The 25960-nt window shown below is 60.8% G+C and carries 20 protein-coding genes, 1 tRNA gene and 1 pseudogene; 16 read left to right on the top strand and 6 right to left on the bottom strand.

Annotation, left to right across the window (positions count from 1 at the left end; all coding sequences use genetic code 11):
* Positions 1-181: 181 nt before the first annotated feature.
* From FVE89_RS21890 to FVE89_RS21865, 7 genes and pseudogenes are all read left to right on the top strand, one after another.
* The gene (locus FVE89_RS21890; RefSeq protein WP_160536382.1) at positions 182-721 is read left to right on the top strand and encodes a glycosyltransferase family 4 protein; all 540 of its coding nucleotides are present in this window, start codon (positions 182-184) and stop codon (positions 719-721) included.
* Positions 722-833: 112 nt separating this feature from the next.
* Positions 834-3200 (top strand): glycosyltransferase, encoded by a 2367-nt coding sequence (locus FVE89_RS21885; RefSeq protein WP_160536381.1) that lies wholly within the window; start codon positions 834-836, stop codon positions 3198-3200.
* A gap of 54 nt (positions 3201-3254) precedes the next feature.
* Positions 3255-3989 (top strand): hypothetical protein, encoded by a 735-nt coding sequence (locus FVE89_RS21880; RefSeq protein WP_160536380.1) that lies wholly within the window; start codon positions 3255-3257, stop codon positions 3987-3989.
* Positions 3990-4013: 24 nt separating this feature from the next.
* Positions 4014-4280 (top strand): annotated as a pseudogene (locus FVE89_RS21875) (helix-turn-helix transcriptional regulator); the annotation flags it as partial.
* A 633-nt stretch (positions 4281-4913) separates the two neighbouring features.
* Positions 4914-5537, top strand: coding sequence for a cyclin-dependent kinase inhibitor 3 family protein (locus FVE89_RS31310; protein WP_246731103.1), 624 nt, complete (start codon positions 4914-4916; stop codon positions 5535-5537).
* Entirely contained in the window at positions 5530-6435 is a 906-nt protein-coding gene (locus FVE89_RS31305) for an ADP-ribosylglycohydrolase family protein (RefSeq protein WP_246731102.1), read from the top strand. The genes FVE89_RS31310 and FVE89_RS31305 overlap by 8 nt, the downstream gene beginning before the upstream one ends.
* The gene (locus tag FVE89_RS21865) at positions 6416-7480 is read left to right on the top strand and encodes a hypothetical protein (RefSeq protein ID WP_160536378.1); all 1065 of its coding nucleotides are present in this window, start codon (positions 6416-6418) and stop codon (positions 7478-7480) included. The genes FVE89_RS31305 and FVE89_RS21865 overlap by 20 nt, the downstream gene beginning before the upstream one ends.
* Before the next feature lie 794 nt (positions 7481-8274).
* Here FVE89_RS21865 and FVE89_RS21860 read toward each other — a convergent pair.
* The 4 genes from FVE89_RS21860 to FVE89_RS21845 all read right to left on the bottom strand — a co-directional run bounded on the left by FVE89_RS21860 (position 8275) and on the right by FVE89_RS21845 (position 12985).
* A complete protein-coding gene (locus FVE89_RS21860; RefSeq protein ID WP_160536377.1) occupies positions 8275-8781 on the bottom strand; it encodes a hypothetical protein in 507 nt (168 codons plus the stop codon).
* A gap of 193 nt (positions 8782-8974) precedes the next feature.
* The gene (locus FVE89_RS21855; protein WP_160536376.1) at positions 8975-11581 is read right to left on the bottom strand and encodes a hypothetical protein; all 2607 of its coding nucleotides are present in this window, start codon (positions 11579-11581) and stop codon (positions 8975-8977) included.
* A gap of 216 nt (positions 11582-11797) precedes the next feature.
* A complete protein-coding gene (locus FVE89_RS31300; RefSeq protein ID WP_246731115.1) occupies positions 11798-12277 on the bottom strand; it encodes a site-specific integrase in 480 nt (159 codons plus the stop codon).
* A 631-nt stretch (positions 12278-12908) separates the two neighbouring features.
* Positions 12909-12985: transfer RNA gene (locus FVE89_RS21845), tRNA-Arg, on the bottom strand.
* Positions 12986-13224: 239 nt separating this feature from the next.
* Between FVE89_RS21845 and FVE89_RS21840 the strand changes: the two genes are divergently transcribed.
* The 6 genes from FVE89_RS21840 (at position 13225) to FVE89_RS21815 (ending at position 20506) form a co-directional block, all read left to right on the top strand.
* Positions 13225-14202, top strand: coding sequence for a DUF559 domain-containing protein (locus FVE89_RS21840; RefSeq protein WP_160536374.1), 978 nt, complete (start codon positions 13225-13227; stop codon positions 14200-14202).
* On the top strand, positions 14199-15059 hold the full coding sequence (locus FVE89_RS30635; protein ID WP_202130983.1) for a hypothetical protein: 861 nt from the start codon (positions 14199-14201) through the stop codon (positions 15057-15059). The genes FVE89_RS21840 and FVE89_RS30635 overlap by 4 nt, the downstream gene beginning before the upstream one ends.
* Positions 15056-18268, top strand: coding sequence for an ATP-binding protein (locus FVE89_RS21830; RefSeq protein WP_160536373.1), 3213 nt, complete (start codon positions 15056-15058; stop codon positions 18266-18268). Before FVE89_RS30635 ends, FVE89_RS21830 begins: the two co-directional genes overlap by 4 nt.
* Before the next feature lie 189 nt (positions 18269-18457).
* Positions 18458-19534: an acyltransferase gene (locus tag FVE89_RS21825; RefSeq protein ID WP_160536372.1), complete on the top strand. Its 1077-nt coding sequence runs from the start codon at positions 18458-18460 to the stop codon at positions 19532-19534.
* A 72-nt stretch (positions 19535-19606) separates the two neighbouring features.
* Complete coding sequence (locus FVE89_RS21820; protein WP_160536371.1) at positions 19607-20032, top strand: RNA polymerase sigma factor region1.1 domain-containing protein; 426 nt, start codon at positions 19607-19609, stop codon at positions 20030-20032.
* A 69-nt stretch (positions 20033-20101) separates the two neighbouring features.
* Positions 20102-20506 (top strand): phage holin family protein, encoded by a 405-nt coding sequence (locus tag FVE89_RS21815; RefSeq protein WP_160536370.1) that lies wholly within the window; start codon positions 20102-20104, stop codon positions 20504-20506.
* Between the two features lie 9 nt (positions 20507-20515).
* Here FVE89_RS21815 and FVE89_RS21810 read toward each other — a convergent pair whose 3' ends face one another.
* A complete protein-coding gene (locus FVE89_RS21810) occupies positions 20516-20734 on the bottom strand; it encodes a hypothetical protein (RefSeq protein WP_160536369.1) in 219 nt (72 codons plus the stop codon).
* A gap of 278 nt (positions 20735-21012) precedes the next feature.
* On the opposite strand from FVE89_RS21810, the gene FVE89_RS21805 reads away from it, so the two are divergent.
* Genes FVE89_RS21805 through FVE89_RS21795 form a run of 3 tightly spaced genes read left to right on the top strand, consistent with a single transcriptional unit; the run spans position 21013 to position 24745 of the window.
* Positions 21013-22254, top strand: a complete 1242-nt coding sequence (locus FVE89_RS21805) for an MFS transporter (protein ID WP_160536368.1) — start codon at positions 21013-21015, stop codon at positions 22252-22254.
* Positions 22251-22988: a siderophore-iron reductase FhuF gene (gene fhuF / locus FVE89_RS21800; protein WP_160536367.1), complete on the top strand. Its 738-nt coding sequence runs from the start codon at positions 22251-22253 to the stop codon at positions 22986-22988. Before FVE89_RS21805 ends, fhuF begins: the two co-directional genes overlap by 4 nt.
* Before the next feature lie 11 nt (positions 22989-22999).
* On the top strand, positions 23000-24745 hold the full coding sequence (locus tag FVE89_RS21795) for an ABC transporter ATP-binding protein (RefSeq protein WP_160536366.1): 1746 nt from the start codon (positions 23000-23002) through the stop codon (positions 24743-24745).
* 12 nt (positions 24746-24757) lie between these two features.
* Here the strand turns inward: FVE89_RS21795 and FVE89_RS21790 are convergent, their stop codons facing one another.
* Positions 24758-25795 (bottom strand): LacI family DNA-binding transcriptional regulator, encoded by a 1038-nt coding sequence (locus tag FVE89_RS21790; protein ID WP_160536365.1) that lies wholly within the window; start codon positions 25793-25795, stop codon positions 24758-24760.
* Positions 25796-25960 lie beyond the last annotated feature (165 nt).

Here is a 25960-nt window from a genome sequence, read left to right as displayed (position 1 = left end):
CAAGATTCATCCGGTCGACCCATATCGGCAACAGATCGCTTTAGATCATGAACGAGATACCCCGCAAATCTCTATCATTCATGATACGACGGTTCAATGCCCCTGAACCTCATAGTGACGAATATATCCTGGTAATCTCAGAGGCGATGCAAGGTATTATTTTAAAAGGCAAAGGATTTTATTGGATAATACAAAGGATTATCCGGCTGAAATATGGATGTTGCCGGGATCACGGCCCCGTGATAATGCAATTTCCGCGCGTGCGCCTCGCATCTTTTACACGCAAAAGCCAAATCCGACCAACCTCTTGCACAAGTTTAAGATTCAACAAATGACAAAAAGAATTGCCTTAGTTACAGAAGAACTTAGTGCTTTCGGACCATCAGGCGGTATTGGCGCAGCGTTTCTGGAGCTATCCTACGCTCTTTCTGCTGGTGGCCACCAAGTAGATCTTTTGTTTTTCCCACATAGCAAGATCGATCAGCATTCTCATAGCCATTTACTCGCTCATTTGTTGAACAAGAACGTCAACTTAATAGTAATAAATGGCGACAACGCCACATGGGATCAGTCTTCCGCACAAAATAGAGCCTACATAGTTTATCGACACTTGCGTGATTGCGAGGTAGATTACGACTGTGTTCACTTCCACGATTATAAAGGTCTTGGGTTTTTTTTGCCTAAGCGCAAAAAACCAAGGTATAGCATTCCTTTCAAGTGAGCTAGTGGTACAAGCTCATGGACCAACAAGATGGACGATACACGCTAATCGAAGTTTATTTGTAAGTCCGGACCAACTATTGGTTGATTTTCTTGAGAGCGAGTCCATCCGGATGGCTGATACATTAATCAGCCCAAGCCAATATCTAATTGGTTGGCTTAGCAACAATGGATTCAAGCTTCCTGCTCAGAATAGAATCAAAATAATCAAAAACCTCTACACCCCAAATGTAACCATAGAACGTCATGATGTTACTCATTTAGACAAGCCACGGAAAATTCGCAAGATTATCTTCTACGGTCGGCACGAACCAAGAAAGGGCATCGTAGATTTCTGTGACTCGTTGGATATATTAAATGACTTTCTCACTGAAATGAGTGTGATTGTAACATTTGTTGGCGGGTTTAGTGAAATAAATGGGCAGCTATCTGGCGTTTACTTGACTGAACGGTCCAGAAAATGGGACTTTAATTTTAGTTTTGAGGTCGGGTTTAATAGGGATGCAGCGCAAGCGTTTCTCCGCAATCAGCAAGATTCATTGGTCGTCATTCCATCAAGAGTCGAAAACTCTCCATATACAGTCGTAGAGGCAATTATCTGTGGCCAGCCCATCCTGACGTCAATCGAGGGAGGCGCCAAAGAACTTATTGACACTAACTGTCACGCCGATGCCGTGGTAAAAATAAGCCCCAAACTGCTATCTGCTCGGATAAAACAGTTAGTCAATAGGGGGGCAAGACCAACAAAACTATCTCAGTCCATCAATGAACTTGAAAAGAGTTGGCTTGCCTTCCATCAATCAATTGATAATTCGCCACTAAATAAAGAGACGGTGACGCCCCAGCCAAAGGTCGTTGTTGGCATTACGCATTATGAACGCCCGCAAAAATTATTAGGCGCCATCATGTCTGTTCTTCGTCAGACATACACAAATATTGAGCTTATAGTTGTCGATGATGGTTCTTTCAAAGACGCAACTGTAGCATCCCTACAGGACATCGAATTATTGCTAAACAGAGTTGGCGGCCGACTTATCAGAAAAGAAAATGGTTACTTAGGTGCCGCGCGGAATACCATCGCAACAAATAGTCAATCTGATTATCTGTTGTTTTTGGATGATGATGATCTTTTATTTCCAACAGCAGTCGAGCAACTAGTTAGTAGCGCCACGTCAACCGGTGCAGATATAACAAATTGCCTTAACGTCTATCTAGAGGAATCAAATAGGACCACATACGAATTGTCTCCGGAGACCCATCCCGCTAAAGTTTCTTACGTTCCGTTGGGTGGTCCAATTTCAGTTTCGCATTTGCAAAATGTGTATGGCGCAGCCACAGCTTTAATAAAGCGAAGCTTTCTCGCTGCGTTGGGAGGGTATACTGAATTATATGGAGTTGGCTATGAAGATTATGAGCTTTATACGCGTGCATTACAAGCTGGTGCGGATATCCGCATCTTACCGGAGCCCCTGTACCTTTACGAAGTCGGCCGTCCGAGCATGGTTTCAGCTACCTCCCGTCTGACAAATAAACTTCGAGTTATTGAGTCTTTGAGATTCGATATTGACCAGAGAGCATGGCGCGATGCTATTGAAGTTGCGGCTGGTCAGCAGACAATTAATGATCAGATTGGCTATTCGGAATGGTCGACAAAATCATCTGAGCACAAAGACATTCTAGCTTTGATACACGAAACCCGCGGCAATATTACCGCGCACATTTCTGCGCTTGCAGAGTACGCAAGAGCTATCGGAGCGATGCCCGCAGCAAGATCCTGGGAGAGCAAGGCAGGTGACCCTTTACAGGACTCCGATGTATATAGGAAAATGCCCGTAGAACGATTGGGAAATTCAAAAATTTTTGAAATCAGCCAAAGTTCGAATAGCCGCATGACTGCAGAAACTCAATTGTTAATACAGATTCACTTGCGGCGATCTGAAGATGCAACGGCTGCGCTTGTAAAAATGATCGAGTCCTCCCCGGAGTTAGATGGCTCTCTTGTTAATTATTGCTACATTCTAATTGATAGTATCTACTCGGACGCGAAACTCGCTTCTCAGTTGACTGCTGCAATTTTTGACAAGACAGCGAGCGCAACCTCAATTACATCAATCCGTGGAGTGATCGTCATACTAATGGTCATTCTCAAAGATTATGAAGAAGCTCAAGCTCAGTTCAGAACAGTCATCAATGCTGAGGCATCCGCTTACGCTAATAAGTACAGCGACATTAAAGATGTATATGGGAACAGCGATCATATTGGTGCTTTGAAACATTTCGAAATTGATGGCATACCCGAAGGCCGCACTGGTTTCGAAGTCTCAACTAAAGCTATGCAAGTAATCTCCCGACAATATCGTATGCCAGTCCGAGCCAGCGCATTCGCCGATATTTTAGAGGAAGCGATCAATGCAAGCCTGCCTCTCGAAACCGTATTGAAGACACCGTCTCGCAAGAAACAAATTTCTCGGATTACATAGATTAATCGGGATCAAGTTATCCCGCAGTACTAAAACATCGATGGCCTAACGCAAATGTCGAACATCTCAACATTCTTTCATGGCAAGTTATCTCCGTATGACTTGACTTGCCTAAAAAGCTTTGCTGATTTCGGCCACATCATCAGTTTCTATAGTTACGATAAAGTCATTTGTCCCAATTTCTGTAAGTGGGTAGACGCATCCAAAGTCGCCGATCCTGCGAAAATATATTATTACCAAGGCGGGCCGGGTAAAGGGCAGATTTCCGCATTCGCGAATTATTTTCGTTACCTTCTACTCGATAGATTCGACACCACATGGATAGATGTCGATGTAATTTGTCTTACCAACAAGTGGCCTTGCGCTGACTTAATTTTCGGAAAAGAGGACAATATTTTCGTCAACAATGCAGTACTTAGATTAAATAACCAAAAAGAAATATTGCGCGATATGATTAGAGTTTGTGAGCTTGACCAGGGACATGGTGAATGGGGCGCGACAGGACCAAAGCTTCTAACCCGGTCGCTGACCCAATACGATCTAATTGGCCACGCGTTGAGTAGCGACGTTTTTTATCCGGTACATTGGTCGGAAGCCGATCGCACAGTAGATCCTGCCTACTATGAGTATATTCTTTCTAAAACAGTTCGTAGCGCCGCCGTGCATTTATGGAGCGAAATGTTTCGAAGAAAAGGAATAAATAAGTTTGTTCGGCCGGCTGAAAATTCGTATCTGTGGCAAATTGCTCTCGATCATAAAACGCTACATTTATTCGCCACAACCAGTTAGCCCTGTTCGACACGTGAACCGGCCGACCTCAATCGCGAGCGATTGGCTGAGTTGATCGACCGTCCGAAGGAGGCCGTATCGAACATCGAACGGGGCGTGAGCCTACCGAGCCTCGATACCATTCAAACAATCTGTGACGTGACCAAAGTGTCGATGACTTCGATTATTGAAGAGAGCAGCGAGTACGGAGGCACAGCTGATCTTTGTACAACGCTTAATGAATTATTTCCACAACTTGATTTATCCAATAAGGGAGTGGCGGTGGCCTTGACCGAGATTATCAGGAAATAATCTTCTCAGGACGGCCCGTAGTCAGGTCGTAAGGACCGATTAGGTCGAATCGATGCCACTGTGCTCCCATGTGGCGTCCCATTCACCCCCATCCTGCAATCGAAAGCCGAAGCACATGGACCAATCTAACCAATCGGTCTGTTCCTGCCAGTCGTACAGTTCCTCTGTGTCCTTGAATGACCGGTCGAACGTTAGCTGGAACTCCGCAAAGGCCGATATGATGGGAAGCGGGCCGTTTTCGAAACTACACGATAATAGTTGTATGGATCGTGCCTGGATCGCCGTCCCAGGATGCAAGAGACCCTTCTTGTGATGAACGTCCTCCAGTTCGATCCTGGCGTAGAGCAATGGTTCGATCGTCTTCCGAACGACCGCCCACTGATCCTTGGGCCAGGAGCGGCGCCTACCTCTCTTTTTCCATAACTGTTCGATATGAAGCAACGCGAGAGGCAAGGGGGCTATAGGATCCTCTGAAAGATCAGGGGAGCCGCTTTTCAGCGTTACGATAACGGGATGGATGTGCATGGCGTAGTTATATCATGCATCAGCGGGTGAGCAGACATCAAATAAGCCAATCGCTGCAACGCTTCCATTCGCCACTCCGCATGATATAATATCTCAATCGGAGGCGACATGGCGGACGAGGATATATGGCATACGGGTTTTGCTGTTTTCGGATCGCACAGCTCACCCAAAGCACAGCAGACGATCCGGACATCACTTACACATCCCCTTCAAATTGCAACTATAATTGCTGGCGAGAACGGCGGCCGAGTGGGTATTACTCTGTGCCCAGGTAAGGTTGATCCCTCGTCGGTCGGTGGTCCATGGGATCGTGACCTGAGGGCGGACGTAGAGGCGATCAAAGAGTGGGGCGCATCGTGCGTTCTCACCCTTCTTGAGTCGCACGAATTCGATCTTCTGAAGGTCCGTGGGTTGCCTGAGGCTGTGCGGGAGGCGGGTATCGTATGGCTTCACGCCCCGATCCCCGATGTTTCTATTCCAGGGCCAGCGTTCGATGTGGCATGGAAGACGATGGGGCCACGCCTGACGGAACGATTACGAGAAGGCAGGTCCGTTGTCGTCCATTGTAGGGGTGGTTTGGGCAGAGCCGGTCTGGTCGCGGCCACGCTCATAACGATAATGGGCGAGGACCCTTCGACGGCGATTGAACGGGTTCGCGCTGTTCGACCGGGAGCGATAGAGACACCAGAGCAGGAAGCTTACGTTCTGCGGCAAGGGGCGCGCGATGTCTGATGCCGTTCGTAATCGTTCTCTCGGCGCTTTCATCGGCCTTGCGGTGGGTGACGCTCTCGGAACCACCCTGGAATTCGAGGCACGAGACGCCAAGCCGCCTGTAACTGACATGGTAGGGGGCGGACCGTTTAACCTGAATGCGGGCGAGTGGACGGACGATACCTCAATGGCCCTGTGTCTCGGTGATTCGCTCATCGCCTGTGACGGGTTGGACGAACGGGATCTGATGGAACGATTCTCTCGCTGGTATCTCCACGGTGAAAACTCCAGCACGGGGACCTGTTTCGATATCGGCATCACCACGAGGAACGCTATCGAACAGTTCCGACGCACGGGTGACCCAATAGCCGGTCCGACCGATGGCAGGACCGCGGGTAACGGTTCGATAATGAGGCTCGCGCCGTGTGCGATCCGTTATCATAACGACCCGGAACGCTTGAGGGATGCGGCTCGGCGCCAAAGCTACGTCACCCATGGTGCTACAGAGGCCGTAGACGCCTGCGAAGCTCTGGCGACGGTCCTTGCCTTACTGATCCAGGGTGAACCGCTGTCGGACGCTCTCTCGCGCTCCTATGGCCCATTCTGTCCTGGCGTTCAGCGGGTCATCGATGGATCGTTTAGGGGCAAAACCCGAAACGATATCCAGTCCACGGGCTACGTCATCCACACACTCGAAGCGAGCCTTTGGTGCGTGAATGAGACGACCACCTTTCGTGATGCTGTGCTCCTGGCGGTCAACCTAGGAGACGATGCAGATACGGTAGGGGCCGTAACCGGGCAGATAGCGGGAGCGGCTTACGGTGCCTCCACTATCCCTGAGCAATGGTTCGAACGACTCGCCTGGAATAAGCGATTGATCACAGCATCCGAACTCCTGCATGCGGCAAACGTTGATTGACGAACGCCGGCGATTGATTTGGTTTGACGCGAAGAACCCTCAAACTTTCAAAGATGCGAGCAAACGAATGGCGGATCGTATTAGCCAACTTCCGATAAAGATCGAGTTTGATTTACCGTATTCACTCAGACTCGACGTGCTATGCCGAGTTCGAACCAATATTAGAGAGTATCAAATTAGACTAAGTACGATATACAATGAAAATCCGCAAATGCCTGGCGCAGACCATGTCGAAAATATTGAATATGTGCACGATAATACTAATATATTTGCCTACACCCACGTTCAAGCCGAATACGCAATGGCTGATGTAGACATACAAGCCGACCATCGCCAGGTCATTGACGCAGTGAATACTGTAGCTCTTGATGTATCAAATGCCATTATATCAGCGGCACGATCATCGTTCAAAGAATTTCATTATTATTCCTTGTTCAGCGCCGATCAATTAAATAACATAGGCATTGAAGTACACCCGGGAGATGGTCATAGACCGTGGTCCGGTATGGTAGACAACTTTGGCGGCGGGTTTACAATGAGACGCCCGGCGAGAGATACGGGGGCGGTCGGTGTATTCTGCCGCACAGTAGATAGTGGCGAGGAATTGCCCATTTCCGATCAACTTTTTTTTGATGCAAACGCATACATGCTCGCTAATAATAATTTGATGGCGGCTGCAAATCTTGCGATCAGTTTTGAAACCCTGTTAGCGAGAGAGCTATCAAGAGTGGCAACTCACAGATCGGACACAGGCTTGCAGAATGATATAGATTCAGCCTCAATTAATGAGCTTGGAACCAAAATCGGCAAAGCTATCTTTGGTGCATCGATGGAGAATGCGACTTCATGGGGCCCTGATTTCGTAAGCGCCTACAGGTGGCTTAGAACTATCAGGAACAAGGTGCTACATAAAGCAGAAACGGTGGTGACACTTGACGGTCAAACCAAAGATTTTTCGCAGAAATCTGATCTAAAGTGGCTATTCGAGAAACGGTCTATTGTAGCAAATGAAGTTTCTCGAAGAGTAGAGGCTCTTATTATTTGATAACATTTTCGTTCGGCATACAGCAACAAGTTCAACCAGGCCGTGTCGGCGCCGGCATAAACCGAATCTGGATTTGTCACAAAATAATCGAGTGTTGTATGTCTAGGCGAGCAAACAGTTATAGTTATCCGCGGTTCTGTGTGCCTTTCCAATGGAACGGTATCGGATGGTGGGCGGCTGTAGGCGGACGATCTCGTAATCATTACGAATGAAGCGAGGCTGGCGAAAAGCTTGGCTGGCCTGTTCATCGGTGTGATAACGGAAGCGGATGTGGCGAGGGCAGGGTGAGGTAGGCGCTGTCCCCATCGTTGCCCCACCATCGCATAAGAAGCCCCAGGAACGGCTCGAATGGTCCGTGGCAGTCGTCGATGCCTGAAACCGCTCGTGAGCGCCGGTGAGGCTCCTATAGGCTCCTGCCCCCTTCCTGAGCCAACGGTATCGGATGGTGGGCGGCTGTAGGCGGACGATCTCGTTATCGTTACGAATGGGGCGAGGCCGGTTAGATGGCTGGCAGGATCGTCAATCGGAATGATAACGGGAGCGGATGTGGCGAGGGGAGGGTGAGGTAGGCGCTGTCCCCATCGTTGCCCCATCATCGCATAGGAAGGCCCATGGGCGGTTTGAACGATCCGTGGCGGTCGTCGATGCCTCAAACCGCTCGTAAGCCCTGGTGTGGTTCCTATGCGATCCCACCACCCTCCTAACACGACGGTATCGAAAGGTCGGCGGCTGTAGGCTCGTGCTCCTGTTATCGTTGCGAATGGGCGAGGTCAGTGAGATGCGCCCTTGCCTTATTAGTCAGAATGATAACAAGGGCAAGAAGCGGGGCAGGACACTTTATCAGGTGGCGTCCCCATAATTGATTTCTGCGCCACTAGTAGCGCACCGCGACAATTCTCACACAGGCTGTTAGCCAAAGCACTTTTCAATCTACTGTATCGCGCCTTAGTCTCGGCCTTATCAATCATCGACAGTCGCTCACAGATTTCCACCGCTTCAAACACGGTCATGCGATACTCCGTCCGAATACAGCCACGATCATCGAACATATCATCAACTCGTTCGCCTAAATCAACCAGTCCATGCATTATGCGCCTGTACTCTCTCGAAGCCTCTCCCACGTTGATGAAGATACGGCGCTGTGCTTCAGATGCGCCTATGAGCAGAGTGATACGAAGAAGATGTCTTAAATCGCTACTTATGCCGTTGCCTGAATTAATCAAATCTTGAAACAATAATTTGTAGTTTGGTTCTATCACAAATGTTGCCTCTTTACTAGTATCAATTTTTGAGTTTGTCATTCATAATGAAGTCTGTCACTGGATTATTATTTTTGGTGGTGCGGATTGGAGGGCAAACCGAACCAGGAAAACTTCTGTTCCGTTCGCCCCCACCCCTATGTCTATAATGAAAATATACAGCAAGTACGCTCAATAGTCAAGTATTTATTGCGCAGAATGACGTATATTCCACGCAATTACATAGATCAACGCTTCAGGCCGCCGTGTTGAAACCAATTCTTTGCCTGAAAGTCCTCAGATTACTCATCAGGTGATCGACCTGTTCATGGCGATCTTTGGGTGAGTTGGCCGTATCAGCAGCGGTTCGCATGTGCTCTTCCATGATGTCGTCCGGTAGGTGCAGATCCCTAAGAGACGCGTAGAGAACCCACATCGCATCGTTGCCCTGCTTCGGTAGGGTCCCTGTTCTGAACCATTCCGCCATGGCCCCCTCGATCCCGTCCCTCTGTCGCTGTGTCAGGGTATGGGCTCGATCCGCGTAATTATAATTAGATCGGGTCTGCCGGGGTTGGGATTCCTCGATGGGTGGAAGGGATAAGAGCCACTGGTTCACGTCCAGTGGCGCCCTTCCTGGCCCTGAATGGTCGTTGAAGAAGCCGTGACCCGTGGGTGAGCGACAGGGGAGATGAAACAGGCTGTATGGTCCCCGTTTTCCCATATCGATCCCATGGCGCTTGAGATTGCCTCCCATTGTGAAACGGTCGCTCTCGCTTTCGCTTCCGCTCCCGTTCGGCTTCGCCGGTGACTTGTTTCGTCCGTGGTACCCCGCCTCTTCGATGACCCTGATAATCTCGTCTACAATGGCAGTATATTCAGGGATTAGCATTGGCCGGGTGGTTGGTATGTACAAACGATATCTCAGGTTGCCCGGAGAATTACTGTATGTCGAATAAGTTACACATTGAAGTGCATCGAATATTTCCGCCAAAGTCTCGGGAGTCAATTCGCTGTTATCGTAATCCATCATGATGCCAGAGGCGAATACGACATTCATCTTACCTCTCTTGCCTTTTCCGACCCAAAGTGGATTGTAAAACGCTGGAGATACCAAAGGAATGTCGTCTTTCTTCACATAATTATTATGAAATTGTTTTTTTAACCAATTGATATATTCATGGTCTTTCATCAGTATGACCTGTCCATCTTTTTGTTTTAAATGATCAAACCGGCTAGATCTATACATGTCGACGAATTGATCTATATATAAGGTATTAACGTCGACATTCTGATTATAAAAGGGGACGACATTCTCTAACAGGTCGACACCGATTCGTTCGATAAAGTCCCGTTTCTGACGGGCCTTCAGTCTTGTTATCTGCTTCGACTGGTTCTTACGCTCTTTATCATTATCAAAACGAGCTACCCGTCCCCGTTCGACAGCCGCGGGCTGGTTGAGCGCCAGCGAAACACATGTTGACCCTTTGAAGATCTGAGAAAGCCATTCAGCATGTTTCTGAGACGGTACAACCCATACCCGTTCACGGCTCATATCACCGTCGCGCATCGAAGTACGGCTGATGGCCTGATAGATATTATGACACGCGAATGACACTACTTGCTGATCACGCCCAAATCCGTAATGATTCTTGAGAAAAGCACTCGCAACAGGAGAATAGTTCGTCGCGGTCGCGATGAAAGCATGATCAATATGTCGATACTTGTTCAGCCCATGGGACCTACCGGGTATTGTCTCGCCTGCTGGATGTCTGGAAAGGGTACTAATCTTTTTGATATCATTGTTTTCCAGCCTTATGAATTGCCGACAATCTATCCTCGATAGTCCTGCCGCTATAAACTCTTCGTACGTTTCAGGGTGCTTGTCACGGATTGATTTAGAAAAGTTGGCTTCATAACCCCAATACACAACCAGTCTTTCGTAACCGCAATGCTGTGTGAATTTCAGTTGCTCCGTCAGTGCCTCGTTCCGTTCCCAAACGACACCTTCACGCTCCCATATATGGTACTGTAGACTTTCCTCAAATCGGGCAGAGAACACAGTCACCTGCGAGAACGAGGAAACAACCCGTGGATGGAGGACTGAGAGATGATAAAGCTTTTGTTCCTTCCCTGAACCGCGCAGAAGTTTGGTGTAGTTGAGTTCGTGAGTGTAGCAATCAAAGTACGGACTCAGAGTTCGTGCCGCAACGTCTTTAAGCATTTCATTGAAGGCGTCTTTGTTCCGATTCTCCTGTATGACTGTAAGCGCCGTATCATTTCGCGACTCAATGCGAGCATAATCCCCCTCAACAGGGAGCATAACCAAATGATCTGTTAGCAGATGGTGCGTGTCTTGCAGATTAACTTCGAAAGGGTGGAATACATCTAGCGTTTCATCGATATAGCAGTGCCATTCTTTCAAATCTAGCGTGGTCTCAAGCGAGCATAACGTTGCGTGACAGATGATAACGATACGACCACCGCCCAGGTCATTGTTCCCTATAGCCCTGCTTACATCTATCTTGACTGATCCGCTTCCGTCCTCGCGAGGCAACTTCGAATGGTAGACCTCAATCGGCACCCCCGGGAACTGTTCGCTTGCACGCGCCGCAATCTCGGAACACGTGTCGATTGAAGGAAGCGCGATGATGGATTTCTCGCCATTGAAGTATCTTTGAGTAACGCATTTGATGATAATCCCAGACTTATTACTTGATGTCGGGCCGTCTACGAATTGGAATCTCACTAATATACCTATGGAATACGCACAACAAATCGCCCCTTCGGTATGGGAAAGGGCTCGTTCTTCGATTGTGACAATGGTTGAGGAAACGCCTAAAAAGCCGCAACGGCCTTCAAGCAATTACGGTTACGAATATGACAGATGTTACCAGACATGTCAAGTCTATTATGGATATGCTTCGAATTAGCCTCTGGGCTGTCTTTTTGTTTCGGGTCCTACGTTTTTCGTCTCAAACCAAAAAATCCTGGTGGGCTCCGGTCTGTTATAATTACAGGCCACCAGTCTTACCATAGGTTGTAGAAATACAGCCTTGAGTTGCCTCGTCGCCTGTAATCATTACGAGGTTTGCCCAGACAGCCGTGCCAGCTTCGCAGCCACGTTTTCAGGCTTCAGATGAGTGTATCGTTGCAAACATGATAGTGTTCTATGACCGCTTATGACGGAAACTTCGGGTATCGTCAGACCGATCTCAAACATTCGACTGATAGCTTCGTGTCTCATCGAATGCATCTTCACTTCTTCGAGTCCAGCGCGCTTACGAAGCCGCTCCCATGCCAATCTTACCGCGTTAGCCTTCACAGGGAAGACGTTTTTGCCTCTTCGCGGTAGTTCAATCAGTATCTCGATCGCCTTGGGTGTAAGTGGGACTGTTCTTCCATGCCCGTTTTTCGACACCTCCACGACGGCAAGTCGACTGAAGAAATCGATATCGCTCCATTGTAGAGCGAGTAATTCGCCACGCCGCATCCCTGTCTCAATTGCAAGGATGATAAAGGGCCGGAGATACCACGCTCTCGTGCTGGACAAGGCGGTCATAAGGGACGCTTCGGCGCCCTGTGGAAGTCTTTGACCTCTTACCTTGGACGGAGAGGGGAGGGTGATCTGACGGACCGGGTTGCCAATGAAGGGCACACCCCATTCTTTTCGGGCGATTTCGATACAGTGTCGCAGGACCGTCAGTTCTCTTCGAACCGTTTCCCCCTTCACGGCCTTAAGACGTTCATCCCTGTGAGCCGCTACCATAGAGGCCGTCAGCCGATGCGCCGCTACGTTCGCCAGCGGAGAGCGCAAGAACGTCCGAATGCGAGATGCTTCGAACCTTTGCCCCCGCTTACCGCTCGTGACCTCTGCCTCATAGCGTTGAAGGAGTGAGCCAACGGTCAGCTTATGCGCCGTCCGGCTCCCACTTGGCCCACCACCATTTTCGATCTGACGCTCAGTTTCTCGCGCCCAACCGTCCGCATCAGCCTTCGAACGGAACGATTTGGTGATCGGGGGAAATCCATCGCGGCGAATCTGAACTTGCCACGCTTGCCCGCGCTTTCGGATGGTAGCCATGCTCCGTGCTCACTGTGCTTGTGACGCCAGTGTGACAGACGGATCGAAAATGGGCTTTGCGGACGGAACCTTGAAAGCCAAATCTATAAGGAAATCAGAGCCTTAAGATTGGCGCACCCGACACGATTCGAACGTGTGACCTTTGCCTTCGGAGGGCAACGCTCTATCCAGCTGAGCTACGGGTGCAGGCCGTGGCCATGTCCTAGCCCAACCGCGCCGCCAGCGCAACGGCGTCCGCGGCCACATCGATCAGCCGCAGGAGACCCGCCGATGCGGAACGGCACGGTGGTATACCCTCCACGCTATAACAACCTGAAGATGTCACGGGCGTAGCCAGACGCGCGAAGCTGTGCTGTATAGACCCGAAGAAGGGCTGCGGGGCGGAGGCGCCGGCAGCACGCCGACGGTGCGGTCTCGGTTTGCACATGTCCCCCCAGCTCGGCATCGTGGCACGGCCGCAGATCACGGCAGGCGACTTGGCCCGGCGCATCGCCGCGCTCGGGCCCGGCGAACGCCTCGTCGTCCTGGGTGCCGGCCGCGCGACCATCGGCGCCCTCGTATCGGAGGGCACGGAGCGCAGCGCGCTCCTGGTCGCGGATGCGGACCGGTCCGGCACGGCATGCATCGACCAGCTCCTCGACGATCTGGCGGATCTCGCCCGTGCGCGCTGGCCGCACTGGCACGGCCGCGACGCCTCCGTGGCCCCGGTCAGCGCCGATCCCTGGCTGAAGGCGGCCGCAAAGCGCGCGCGGCTCGGCCTCGCGCCGCGCTTCCGCCGGTTGGCGCATGACCTCGAGTTGCGGCGCCTCGCGCAGGCGATCGATCCCGCCGGGCTCGTCCTGATCTGGGAGATCGATCCGGCCTCGCCCGCCCGCGCCCGGCCGGCGATCGAGGCCCTGGAATGGTGCGCCCGGCACGGGGTCGCTTCGGTGGCGGCGCTCGCCGCCGAACCGCCCGAGGCGCCCCCCTACGACCGGATCCTCTACGGCGCCCACGCCTTCGCGGAGGCGGACCGGCCGGTCGCGGAGCGCTTCATCCCGGCCCCCGGCGGCATCCCGGCGAGCGATATCGAGCGGCGGGTGGCGACGGCTTTGGGGCAGGATCCGGACCTCGCGGGCCTGTTCGTCTGCAACGCCCCGGTCCCGGTCGGCGCCTGGGGGGCACGGCCGCGGGTCGATCTGCTCTGCCCGACGCTGCGCGTGGTGGTGGAACTCGACGGCCCCGAGCACCGGGCCGAGCCCAAGTTCGGCGCCGATCGCCACCGGGATTACGAGCTGCTGACCGCCGGCTACCTGGTTCTGCGCTTGACCAACGATCAGGTGGCGGCCGACCTTCCGCTCGCCATCGAGAAGATCCGCGCCGTGGTCCGCCTGCGGCGCGCAGGAGGGGGGTTCAGCCGATGAGTGATTCGCCGACGCCGCAGCAGGCCCTGATGCTCTGGTGCCTCCTCGGCCGGGGCGGAACCGCTCTCCAGGGCACGCTCGTGCCGGAGGTCAAGCCAGCGGACCGCACGGCCCTGGTCGCGGGGGGCCACCTCACAGTGGAGAAGCAGGCGCGCGCGCTGCGGCTGACCGTCACCGACAAGGGCTGGAACTGGGCGGGGACCCACATGGACGTCGCCCTGCCGCCGGCCTTCCGGGTGCTGCAGGACTGGCTGCGGCGAATCGGGGCTGACCTTGCCGCAAGCGGTCGCCCGCTGGCCGATTTCGTCGGTCCTGTCCCCGACGAGCCGCCACCGGAGACACCAACGACGCGCAAGAAGGCGGCCGAGGCGCCCCCAAAGGCGGAAGGTTCGAAGGCGGCGAAGGGCGCGAAGACAGCTGACGGCAACGAGAGGACCGCGCGCACCGAGAAAGCGGTCAGTTCCCGCAAAAAGGGTGGCGCCAAGAAATCAGCTGGCCCTCCGGAAGCGCCCGCCCCCAGGAAGAGGACCGGCTCACGGAAGACAGTCCCTCTTGGGAAAACGACGAGCCCCACGCCTCCTCTCAGCCCCGAACACATTCGCACGCGGATCGAGGCGGCCTATCTGGCGCTGACCGGCGGGGAGCGGGCCAAGGCCGTGCGCTTGAGCGCGCTGCGCGCCGAACTCGCCGACCTCGACCGCGCGACGGTCGATGCGGGCCTTGCGGCAATCCTGAAAGGCGACAGGACCGCGCGGCTGAGCCAGTTCAGCGACCCCCGGTCGCTCGATGACGCCGAGCGCGAGGCGGCGTTCAGCCCCGCGGGCGAGCCCTTCCACATCCTCCGGATCCAGTCATGACCGATGCCCTCGACGCCCTGCGCCGGGTCGATTTCGACTGGGTACGCACCCTCGACAGCATCTGGGTCGATACCCCGCCCACCGGCAGCCCGAACGAGCGGCTCGTCCCCGACCTCGTCGCCGACCTCCACGCCAAGGCCCGCAAGCCCGCCGACCGCGCCCTCGGCCGCGTCTTCGTGGGTCCGGCCGGGGTCGGCAAGACGCACCTCGTCGGGCAGATCCGGCAGGAGGCGTGGCGCACGGGGGCGTGGTTCGTGCCGCTCGACGTCCTCGGGCTCACGGATTTCTGGCGCAGCGCCGCCCTGAGCTTCGTCACCGCCCTGCTGCAGACGATGCCGGACGGGCGGCGGCAATCCGATGCCGTGCTGGCCGGGGTGGCGCGTCGCTTCGGCGTCGAAGCGCACGTTGAAGCGTTCTTCAAACACCCAGACGCAGATGCGCGCCGAATCGTCGAGGTGTTGATCAAGGCACCGATGAGCATCGATGCGGGCCGCGCGCTCAAGCATTTCGACGTGTTCCGGGCGCTCTGCCTGCTGCGCTCACAGGATTTCGGCGTGGCCGGCCTCGCCCATGCCTGGCTGCAGGGCTACGACGCCGACCCCACGGAACGGGCCGCCTTGGGCTTCAAGACGCCGCCGCCGGCCCCGGTCGAGCTCGTGCGCGGCATGTGCTGGATCATGGCGCTCAGCGGGCCGACGCTGGTCGCGGTCGACCAGATCGACGGGATCATCGAGAGCAGCCGGCTCGCCGTCCAGGACGGGCTCGACGCGGAGGCCGGCCTCGCCGAGGTGCTGGCCGCAGGCCTGCTCGAGGTCAACATCGTCTGCGACCGCAGCATGACGGTGGTGACCTGTCTGGAGGAATCCTGGCAGCGCCTCAGCGCGCGCAGCCTGAAGTCGATGCTGGAACGCTTCGCGGAGCCGACGGGTCTGCTCGGCATGAACGAGCGCACCGCCGCCACCGCCCTGGTGGCCAGCCGGCTCGCCCCGGCCTACGCGGAGGCCGGGTTCGAGGCCGAGTTCCCGACCTGGCCGTTCAGCGAGGGCGCCATCGCCGCCGCCGCCGCCGCCAACATGATGCCGCGCACCCTGCTGATGCGCTGCGACGCCTTCCGCCGCCGCTGCCTCGCGGACGGGGCGGTCACGGAATGCGGCGACCTCGGCGTGACGGTGGACGCCAAGGTGGACGGGAAGCTCAAAACCGAATTCGACCTCCCCAAGGCCAGCGCCGCGGCCGACATCGCGGGCATCCGCAGCGACGAGGACCGCTGGCTCGGCCAGCTCCTGCGCGACGTCTTCGACCTCTACGCCCTGGAGGACGACCCCGACGATTCCCTCGACGTCGCCAGCAAGGGGGAGCCGGACCAGAGAATCCCGCCGCTTCATGGACGCCTGATCTTCATCCACCGCGACCAGAACGACCGCGAGCGGCACGTCTGCTACCGGGCGCTCCAGCACCAGAACGCCATCGCGTTCCAGGCCCGCCTGCGGGCGGCGCTGACCGCCTCGGGGATCTCGCCGCGCATCCCCGACCGGGAGCTGCTGCTCGTCCGCCGCGGGCCGATGCCGGGCGGGGCCAAGACGAAGCAGCTCGTCGACGCGTTCACGGCGGCGGGCGGCCGGGCGCTCGATCCGTCCGACGACGACCTGCGGGTCTTCGCCGGCCTGCGCGACCTGCGCGCCTGGGCGCAGGACGAGGGCATCTCCGACCGGTTCGAGCGCTGGATCCGCGCCGAGCAGCCCCTGGCGAAGACCGCCTTCTTCCGGGCGGCGGGCCTCGCCCATGGCGCGGGCAGCGGGGCGAAGCCGGCCTCGTCGGGGGTCGAAGCGGCTGCCGAGCGCCCGGCCGCTCCGAAAGACACCCCGAAGGCCACCGCGAAGGCCGCTGCCGGGCGTCCCGCGGCCGCGGGCATGTCGGACGCGAAGGCGGATGCCGGCCGGCCGGCGGAGGGATCCCGGGGCGCTCCCGCGGTGCCGGAGCCCGCGCCCGACGCGATCCCGGTCGGCCACCGGCTCACCCCCGACGCCCCCGCGGTCAGCCTGCCGCTGCGCCTGCTGCCCCGGCACACGGCGATCATCGCGGGTTCGGGATCGGGCAAGACCGTGCTGCTGCGCCGCCTCGTGGAGGAGGCCGCCCTGGCGGGGCTCCCCGCCATCGTGATCGATCCCAACAACGATCTCGCGCGGCTCGGCGACCCGTGGCCGGACCCGCCGAAGGGGTTTTCGCCGGAGGACGCGCACAAGGCGGCGCTCTACGCCGAGCGGGTCGAGGTCGTGGTCTGGACGCCGGGCGTCCATGCCGGCAATCCGCTGTTCCTCTCGGTCCTGCCCGATTTCGCGGAGCTGGGCGAGGATCGCGACGAGCGCCAGCAGGCGATCGAGATGGCGGCCGAGACCCTCGGGCCGCTCGCGGGCGCCAAGACCAACCTCCTGCGCGGCGTGCTCGCGGGGGCGCTCCAGCATTTTTCGGAACGCGGCGGCGGCAAGCTCGGCGATTTCATCGCCCTGCTCGCCGACCTGCCCGACGGGATCAGCGACATCGGCAACGCCGCCAAGCACGCGGCCGGCATGGCCGACCAGCTGCGCGCGGCGATCGCCACGAACCCGCTGCTCAAGGTCGAGGGCACGGTGCTCGATCCGCGCCACCTGTTCTTCGGGCGCGACCCGGCGCGCACCCGCATCTCGGTGATCAACCTGTCGGGCCTCGCCTCGGAGGCGGCCCGGCTGGATTTCGTGAACCGGCTCCAGATGGCGCTGTTCGGCTGGATCAAGAAGAACCCGCAGCCCCGCGGCCTGCTCTACGTGATCGACGAGGCGCAGACCTTCCTGCCGGCCCAGGGGGCCTCGCCGAGCCTCGGCAGCGGCATCAAGCTGGTGGCGCAGGGCCGGAAATACGGGCTCGGCATGATCGTGGCGACGCAGGTGCCGCGGGGCATCCACAATCAGGTGGTCTCGAACTGCACCACGCAGTTCTTCGGCCGCCAGAGCGCACCCGCGACCATCGCGGCCGCCCAGGAGATCCTGGCGGCGAGCGGGGGCAGCGCCGCCGATATCGGCAAGCTGGGGGCGGGGGAGTTCTACTTCGCCACCGAGGGCTCGGGGCGCCCGGCCAAGCTGCGCACGCCGCTCTGCCTGTCCTATCATCCGGCCAACCCGCCGACGCCGGAGGAGGTCGTGCGGCAGGCGAAGCGCTCGGCCGGGTCGGCCTGAGCCGTCGAGCCCGCGGGAGCTGGGTTCCCAAAGGGCGAGCCCTTTGGCGGGGTGTCGGGGCGGAGCCCCGATCCAGGGCCGCCGCAAGCGTGTCGGCAGATCCCGCCCCGGTGTTGCCGCCGTGCCCTTGTAGGGACGCCTGATTCGCCGGCCCCTGGGCCGGTCAGACGGATTGTGGAGCGGGCAGGGGTGGCGAAGGCGGTGGCCGGCCGGGCGAACAATTTCGGGACGCTGCGCCTCCTGTTCGCGGCTCTGGTGATCCTCGCCCACGCCCCCGAACTGGCGGACGGGGACCGGTCGCGCGAGCTGCTTACCCGGGTGTTCGGCACCCTGTCGTTCGGGGAGGTGGCGGTCGACGGCTTCTTCCTCGTGAGCGGCTACCTGATCACCGCGAGCTACCGGGCCAAGCGCTCCTTCGCCGACTACCTGATGCGGCGGGTGCGGCGGATCTACCCGGGCTTCGTGGTGGCTTCGCTCCTGTGCATCGGCGTCGTCGCGCCCCCGGCCGGGGGCGACCCCGCGGCTCTCTCGCTCCCTGAGACCCTGGTCCGGCTGGCCCTGCTGCTCATGCCGGTGGTGCCGGGCGCCTTCGCGGACCTGCCCTATCCGCTGCTCGACGGGTCGATGTGGACGATCCCCTGCGAGTTCGGCTGCTACCTGCTGCTCGGGCTCGTCGGCACCGCCCGCGCCCTGCGGCGGCGGGGCCGCTACCTCGCGATCCTGGCGGGTCTCGGCGGCCTGCTCGTCCTGCGCCGGCTCTGCCTGCCGATCGGGCAGCCGGGCGACGGGCTCGGCTCCCTGTCGGAGATGATCCGCCTCGCCTTCGTGTTCGCCTGCGGCGGCGCCTTCCAGCTCTTCGCCGACCGGATCGCCTATACGGGCCGGGGCGCGGCTTTGGCCGCCCTGCTGCTCCTGCCGCTGCTGTTCAGCCCGCCGCTCGCCGAGCCGGCCTTCGCGCTGCTCGGCGGCTACCTGATCTTCTGGTTCGCCTTCGCGGTCCGGCCCCTCGCGCTCAGCCGCGCCACCGCGCAGGTCGATCCCTCCTACGGGCTCTATCTCTACGCGTGGCCGATCCAGAACCTGCTGATCGCCCGGGTGCCGGGGCTCTCCCCCTGGACGGGGGCAGCCCTGACGCTCGCGGCCGCGCTCCCCCTCGGGATCCTGAGCTGGTACTGCGTGGAGCGGCCGATGCTCCGGCCCCGGCCCGGCGCGGCCGGTCTGGCGCCGGGCGAGGCCCTGCCCGCCAAGGCCGTCGTCACCCCCTGAGGCCGGTAACCGCCCCCACGCTCGCGCGTTGGCCACGGACCAGCCGGCGGGAGGCCGGAACGGAGGCCGGACATGTCCCAGACCATCGATCGCGGGACCCTCGACCGGCTCATCGCCCGCGGGCGGGACCGTGGAGAACTCTCGGCGGAGGAGCTGCGGGACGCGCTGCCGGTGGAGCGCATGGATGTCGACGATCTCGTCCTGGTGATGCTGGAGCTGGAGGCGGCCGGGATCAGCGTCGAGCCGGACGTTTTCGGGCCGCCCGCCGACAAGCCGCCCACGACCGCCCTGACCCTCCCGGCACGGGATCCCGGCCCCGTCCCGCCGGTCCGGGCGGCGGAGGGCGCGGACGCGGCGGCTTCCACGACGACCGCCGGGTCGCACGCGATCCCGCCGCCTCAGGCCGATCCGGATGACGGGGCGGGAGTCAACCGGGCCGTCGCCCTGGCGGGCCTCGCGACGTTGCTCGTGCTCGGGGCCGTGCTGCTGCTCCTGTAAGCAGGCAGGGCGGAACGCATCGGCCGGCGGACCCGTTGGCCCGCGGCTGTTCACGGAAGATCCGGCACCATGCGCCAAACCCCTGACAGAAACACCCCTGACGGAACCCTGGCTCTGCTGATCGCGGCCCTGCGCGAGGGCACCGCGCATGTCGAGGCGCTGCTGACGCTGGCGCGGACCGAGATCGACGGCAATGTCCGGGCGATCGTCTCGCTGGTCGCCATCGTCGGGACGATTCCGATCCTCCTGATCGTGACCTTCTTCCTCGGCCTCGACGGGGTGGTGAAGCTGCTGGCGCTGCCGCTGGGCTCCGAGGCGCCGGCGGCTTTGATCGTCGCCGCGCCCTTCCTGGTGATGGCGCTCTGGCTCGGCTGGCTCGGCGCGCGCCGGATGGCGCTCTCGAATCTCGAACCCTGGCGGACGTGGCGGCAGGCGAAGCGGACCGTCCGGGACGTGACCGGAACCGGAGCCTGACGCGGGAGCTCAGCGCCCCCTTGTGCCGGTCCCTGCGGGGCGCAGGTGCAGGAAGCTGCGCTCGCCCGTGGCCGCCTCGGCGACGTGCTGGATCGTGTCGAGGAGGTCCGACACCGCCAACGGTCCGGCGGGCCGGAACGCGGCCTTCGGCGCGACCCAGCGCTTCTGCGTGCGTCCCGCGGCGATCTGCGCCTCGCTCAGCGCGTCGAAGTCCCGGCGCCGCGTCATGGATCGTTCCTCCAGGCTGAGCTCACGATGGGAAAATCTGCCCGGATTATGGTTGATAGAGTGTTAACGCCCGGGTCTCATCCCCGGCTGCGCGGGTCGATCGGGTCCGATCCCGTCGCGAGGACGGGGCCGCGCAGCGGCTCCATAGCCCAGGCTTGATCCCCGACATCAACCTCTATAGTCAGCAAAAACTGAGGTTCATCAATAGATTGGTGTGATTATAAACTGTAGCCGCCGGATGGACGGTCATCCCGGCGCCGGATCCCGGGCATAGACCCATGGCGGCAGGACACGCCATCGGCATCCGGGTCACCGACACCCTGGCGGCCTTGCGCCCGCTGGCGCCGTTCTTCTGCCTGTACGTGACCTTCGGGGCGACGCTCGGCTTCCTGTCGGGCGGGGCGCCGCTGATCCTGCGGGCGCGGGGGGTGGAACTCGCCGAGGTCGGGCTGCTGCAGCTGATCAACCTGCCGGTCGGGCTCACCGTCCTCTGGGCGCCGCTCCTCGACCGCCTGCACCTGCCGGCCCTCCCGCACCGCATCGGCTGGATCGCGGCCGCGCAGGGGGCGACGGTGCTCCTGCTCGTCCTCCTCAGCTTCGGCGCGCACTGGCCGCTCCCGCTCCTCCTCGCCCTGGCGGTGGCGGCCTGCGCCTGCGTGGCCACCATGGACATCGCCCTCGAAGCCCTGGTGGTCGAGACCGTGCCGGCGGACCGGCGCGCCCTCGTCGCCTCGGCCAAGCTGTGCGGGGCCTCGCTCGGCGGGATCCTGGGCGTCGGCGTTCTGGTCGGCTCCTACGACCGGCTCGGCTGGTACGGGGCCGTCCTGGCCTGCGCGGCGCTGGACGCCCTCTGCCTCCTGCCGATCCTGGTCTACCCGGAGGCCCAGCGCCGCGGGGCCGGGGGCCGGCCGGAACTTCGGTCGGGCTCGCTCGCGCGCCTGCGCGTCCTCGGCGGGCGGGTGCTCGTGCTCGGGGCCTATTTCGCGTCCGCCTACCTGCTCTCCGGATCCAACACCCTGGCGCTGCTCGATCTCGGCGTGCCCCTCGGGCAGGTGGGGTTCCTGACCGGCACCATCCTGCCTTCGGTCAACCTCGTCATGGCGCTGGCGGCGGGCGGGCTCGCCACCCGGTTCGGCACGGTGCGGCTGATCGCGTTCGGTGCCGCCGGCGTCCTCGCCTCCGGGGGCCTGATGGCCGGGGCCTGCGCCGGCCGGATGGCGGATCTCGCCATCGCCGCCACGGTGCTGAGCTTCGTCGCGGGCGGGTTCCTCGGCGTGCCGGTGTTCAACATGATCTACCGCTGGGCGCAGGGATCGAGCCCGGCCACCGATTACGCGCTGCTGTTCGGCGCGGCCTTCTTCGCCGCGATGCCCCTGCGGGTCGCGGCCCCCGCGCTCGCCGGCTGGATCGGCTGGCCGGGCTACTTCGCCGCCACCCTGCCGCCCTACGCCGCCGCGGTCGCGTGGCTCGCCGTCGCGGTGGGCCGGACCCTGCGGGCCGACCGGGCGGCCCTGCGATGATCGCCGAAGAGGTCGCCGCCCGGGTCCCCGATTCCCTCGCCGCCTATCGGGACGGCGTCGCCGACGGCCCCGGCGGTCCGGGGGCGCTGCCGCTCGGGGCGTTGCGCGACCCGCTCGTGTTCGACGCGACGCTCGATGCCTTCGCGGCGGGGCTTGGCCCCGCGGCGGGGCTTGGCCCGGAGGCGGGCTGCGCCCCTTGCGACCGGCGCGTCCTGGTCTCGTACTGGAGCCAGTTCTACCTCGCGGCCCTGGCGACGCCGGCCCTGACCGCCCTGGTCCGCCTCGGCCGCCCGCTGCCGCTCGCCTTCGACGCGCTGAGCCTCGAGCGCGACGGGGCCGGGCGGCCCTGCCGCTTCCGCCTGCCCGCGAAGGGGTGCGGATCCTGCCCGGCCCCCGGCCTCGCCGGGCTGGTGGAGGCGCATCTGCGCCCCTTCGTGGAACTGTGCCACGCCCGCTGCGGCATCGCCCCGCGCATCCTCTGGGGCAACGCCGCCGTGATCCTCGACTACGTCGCGCGGGAACTCGGGGACGGGGCGGATGCGGCCTGTGACGACGTCGCGTCCGGCCTCGGATGGCGCGCCGGCCCCGCCTGTTCTAAGAGCCCGCTGTCGCAGGCGCTCTGCCCGGGGGCGCCGGGCTGCCGGCGGCGGCGGGTCTGCTGCCTGCGCCACCGCCTGCCGGGGGTGCCGTCCTGCGGCGCGCTCTGCCCCGCCGCGTGCGCCGCCCAGACTTGATTCGAGCCGCGATGCTGAAGGCCTTCCTCGCCTATTACCGGCCGTACCGGACCCTGTTCCTGGTCGATTTCGGCTGCGCGGTGCTGTCGGGCCTGCTGGAGCTCGGCTTTCCCGTCGCCGTGAAGGGCTTCATCGACAGCCTGCTGCCCCGGCAGGATTGGGGCCTGATCCTGCTCGCCGCGGCGGCTTTGGCGCTGGTCTACGTCGCCAATGCCGGGCTGATGGTGGTGGTCACCTACTGGGGCCACGTGCTCGGCATCAACATCGAGACCACGATGCGGGAACGGGCCTTCGACCACCTGCAGAAGCTCTCGTTCCGCTTCTACGACGGCCAGAAGACCGGCCACCTCGTCGCCCGGGTGACCAAGGACCTGGAGGAGATCGGCGAGGTCGCCCATCACGGGCCCGAGGACCTGTTCATCGCGATCATGACGCTGATCGGCGCCTTCGCGCTGATGCTGATGGTCCACGCGCCGCTGGCGCTGATCACCGGGGCGATCCTGCCGGTGATCGCCTTCGTGTCGATTCGCTACGGCGGCCGCATGACCCGGAACTGGCAGGCGCAGTACGGACGGGTCGGCGCCTTCAACGCCCGGATCGAGGAGAATGTCGGCGGCATGCGGGTGGTGCAGGCGTTTGCCAACGAGCCGCACGAGCGCGCCCTGTTCGCCCGCGACAACGCCCGCTACCGGGACACCAAGCTCGAGGCCTACCGGCTGATGGCGGCGGGGCTGTCGATCAACTATCTCGGCCTGCGCCTCGTGCAGATCGCGGTGCTGCTCGGGGGCGCCGCCTTCGTGGTCCGGGGCGACCTGACGCCCGGCGGCTTCGTGGGCTTCCTGCTGCTGGTCGGCGTGTTCTACCGGCCGCTGGAGAAGATCGGCGCCGTCGTCGAGACGTATCCAAAAGGGGTTGCGGGCTTCCGGCGCTTCCAGGCGCTGCTCGCCACCGAACCCGACATCACCGACCGGCCCGATGCCCGGGCTGTGGAATCCTTACGCGGCGACATCCGCTTCGAGGGGGTGGGCTTCGGCTACGGCCCGGGCCGCCCGGTCTTTTCCGGCCTCGACCTCGCGGTGGCGGCGGGCGAGACCGTGGCCTTCGTCGGCCCCTCGGGGGTCGGCAAGACCACGCTCTGCGCCCTGCTGCCGCGCTTCTACGAGGTGGAAGCCGGCCGGATCACCGTCGACGGGATCGACATCCGCGACATCACGCTCGCCTCCCTGCGCCGCCAGATCGGCATCGTGCAGCAGGACGTGTTCCTGTTCGCGGGGACGATCCGGGAGAACATCGCCTATGGCCGCCTCGACGCCACCGAGGCCGAGATCGACGCGGCCGCAAGACGCGCCCGGCTCGGCGAGCTGATCGACAGCTTGGCCGAGGGGCTCGACACGGTGGTGGGCGAGCGCGGCGTGCGCCTGTCGGGCGGGCAGAAGCAGCGCATCGCCATCGCGCGGGTCTTTTTGAAGAACCCGCCGATCCTGATCCTCGACGAGGCGACCTCGGCGCTCGATACGCAGACCGAGCGGGAGATCCAGCGGGCGCTCGCCGACCTCGCCCGCGGGCGCACCACCCTGGTGATCGCCCACCGGCTTGCCACCATCCGCGACGCCGACCGGATCGTGGTGCTGGGGGCGGGCGGCGTGGTCGAACAGGGCCGCCACGCGGCTCTGCTCGCCGCCGGGGGCGCCTATGGCCGCCTGCACGCGGCCCAGTTCGGGGGCGGAGAAACCGACCCGGTGCTCGCCGCGGAGTAGGGCCGCCCGGCCCTATGGCTGCGTCCGGGCCGCCGTGGATTCACGCAGGACGAGGCGGGTAGCAAAAAGCTTCCGGGCGAGGTCGTCCGGCGCGCGCGCGCCCTCGATCACCGCCACCAGCGTCGCGAAGGCGAAGCGCACCATGTCGAGGGTCGGCACCGCGATCGAGGTCAGGCTCGGGATCGTGTAGGCGCCCTGGGCGAGGTTGTCGAAGCCGACGACGCGGACATCTCCGGGCACGCGCACGCCCCGGTCGTGCAGCGCCTTCAGCACGCCGAACGCCACCCGATCGTTGGCCGCCACGATCGCGTCCGGGCGGGACGGACGGTCGAGCAGGGCGCATGTCGCCCGGTAGCCGTCCGCGGAGGTCCAGTCGCACGGCGCGACGAGATCGGCCGACACGGGCAGCCCCGCCTCCGCCAGGGCGTCCCGATAGCCCCGGAACCGTTCGGCCGCACGCGCGCCCCCGAGGAAGCCGATCGCGCGGCTGCCGGTCCGCGCGAGGTAGGCGACGGCCTCGTGGACCGCGTCGCGCTCGGCCCGCGCGGCACAATGCGCGCCCGGCACGTCGAGGCCGAACACCACGAACGGGACGCGCTTGGCCCGCAGCAGCGCGATCAGCGGATCGTCCCGCCGCTCGGCGAAGATCACCAGCCCGTCGGCCCGGGCCTCGCTCACGAGGCTCGCGATCCGGGCCAGGCTGTCCGGGTCGCCGCTGCGGCAGCGCCGGTGGATCAGCGTGTAGCCGTGCTGGTCGGTCACCTGCGCGAAGGCCTGCAGCACGAGGCCCTGGTCCTCCTCCGGCGCCGGATCCGGCCCGTCATCCACGGTCTCGGCGCCTAAGCAGGACACGCAGGCGATGCTGCGGCTCGGCTTCTTGCGCAGCGCGCGGGCCGCGAGGCTCGGCACGAAATCGAGGTCGCGCATGGCCGCCTCGATGGTCGCGCGGGTGGTCCGGGCGACCTTCTCGGGGTGGTTCAGGACCAGCGACACCGTCTGGAAGCTGAAGCCGGCCCGCCGCGCGACGTCCTTGATCGTCGTCTGGCCCATCGTCACCTCCGGCCGGCCGGGGCGGCGCTCCCCGCGTTGCCGTCGTGATCCAGTCTAAAGGCGACTCAATGTGAGATAAAGCCGCATCAAAGCGCGAACAGATCCTCGAATATGAGGATCGTCTGGCGAGCAGGCTCCGGAAGCGGCATCGCCCCGCGGTCATCG

This window comes from Methylobacterium sp. 2A, assembly GCF_009806555.1.
Classification (GTDB): Bacteria; Pseudomonadota; Alphaproteobacteria; order Rhizobiales; family Beijerinckiaceae; genus Methylobacterium.
Note: the sequence above shows the minus strand (reverse complement) of the source record. Positions and strands in the feature narration are given on the sequence as shown.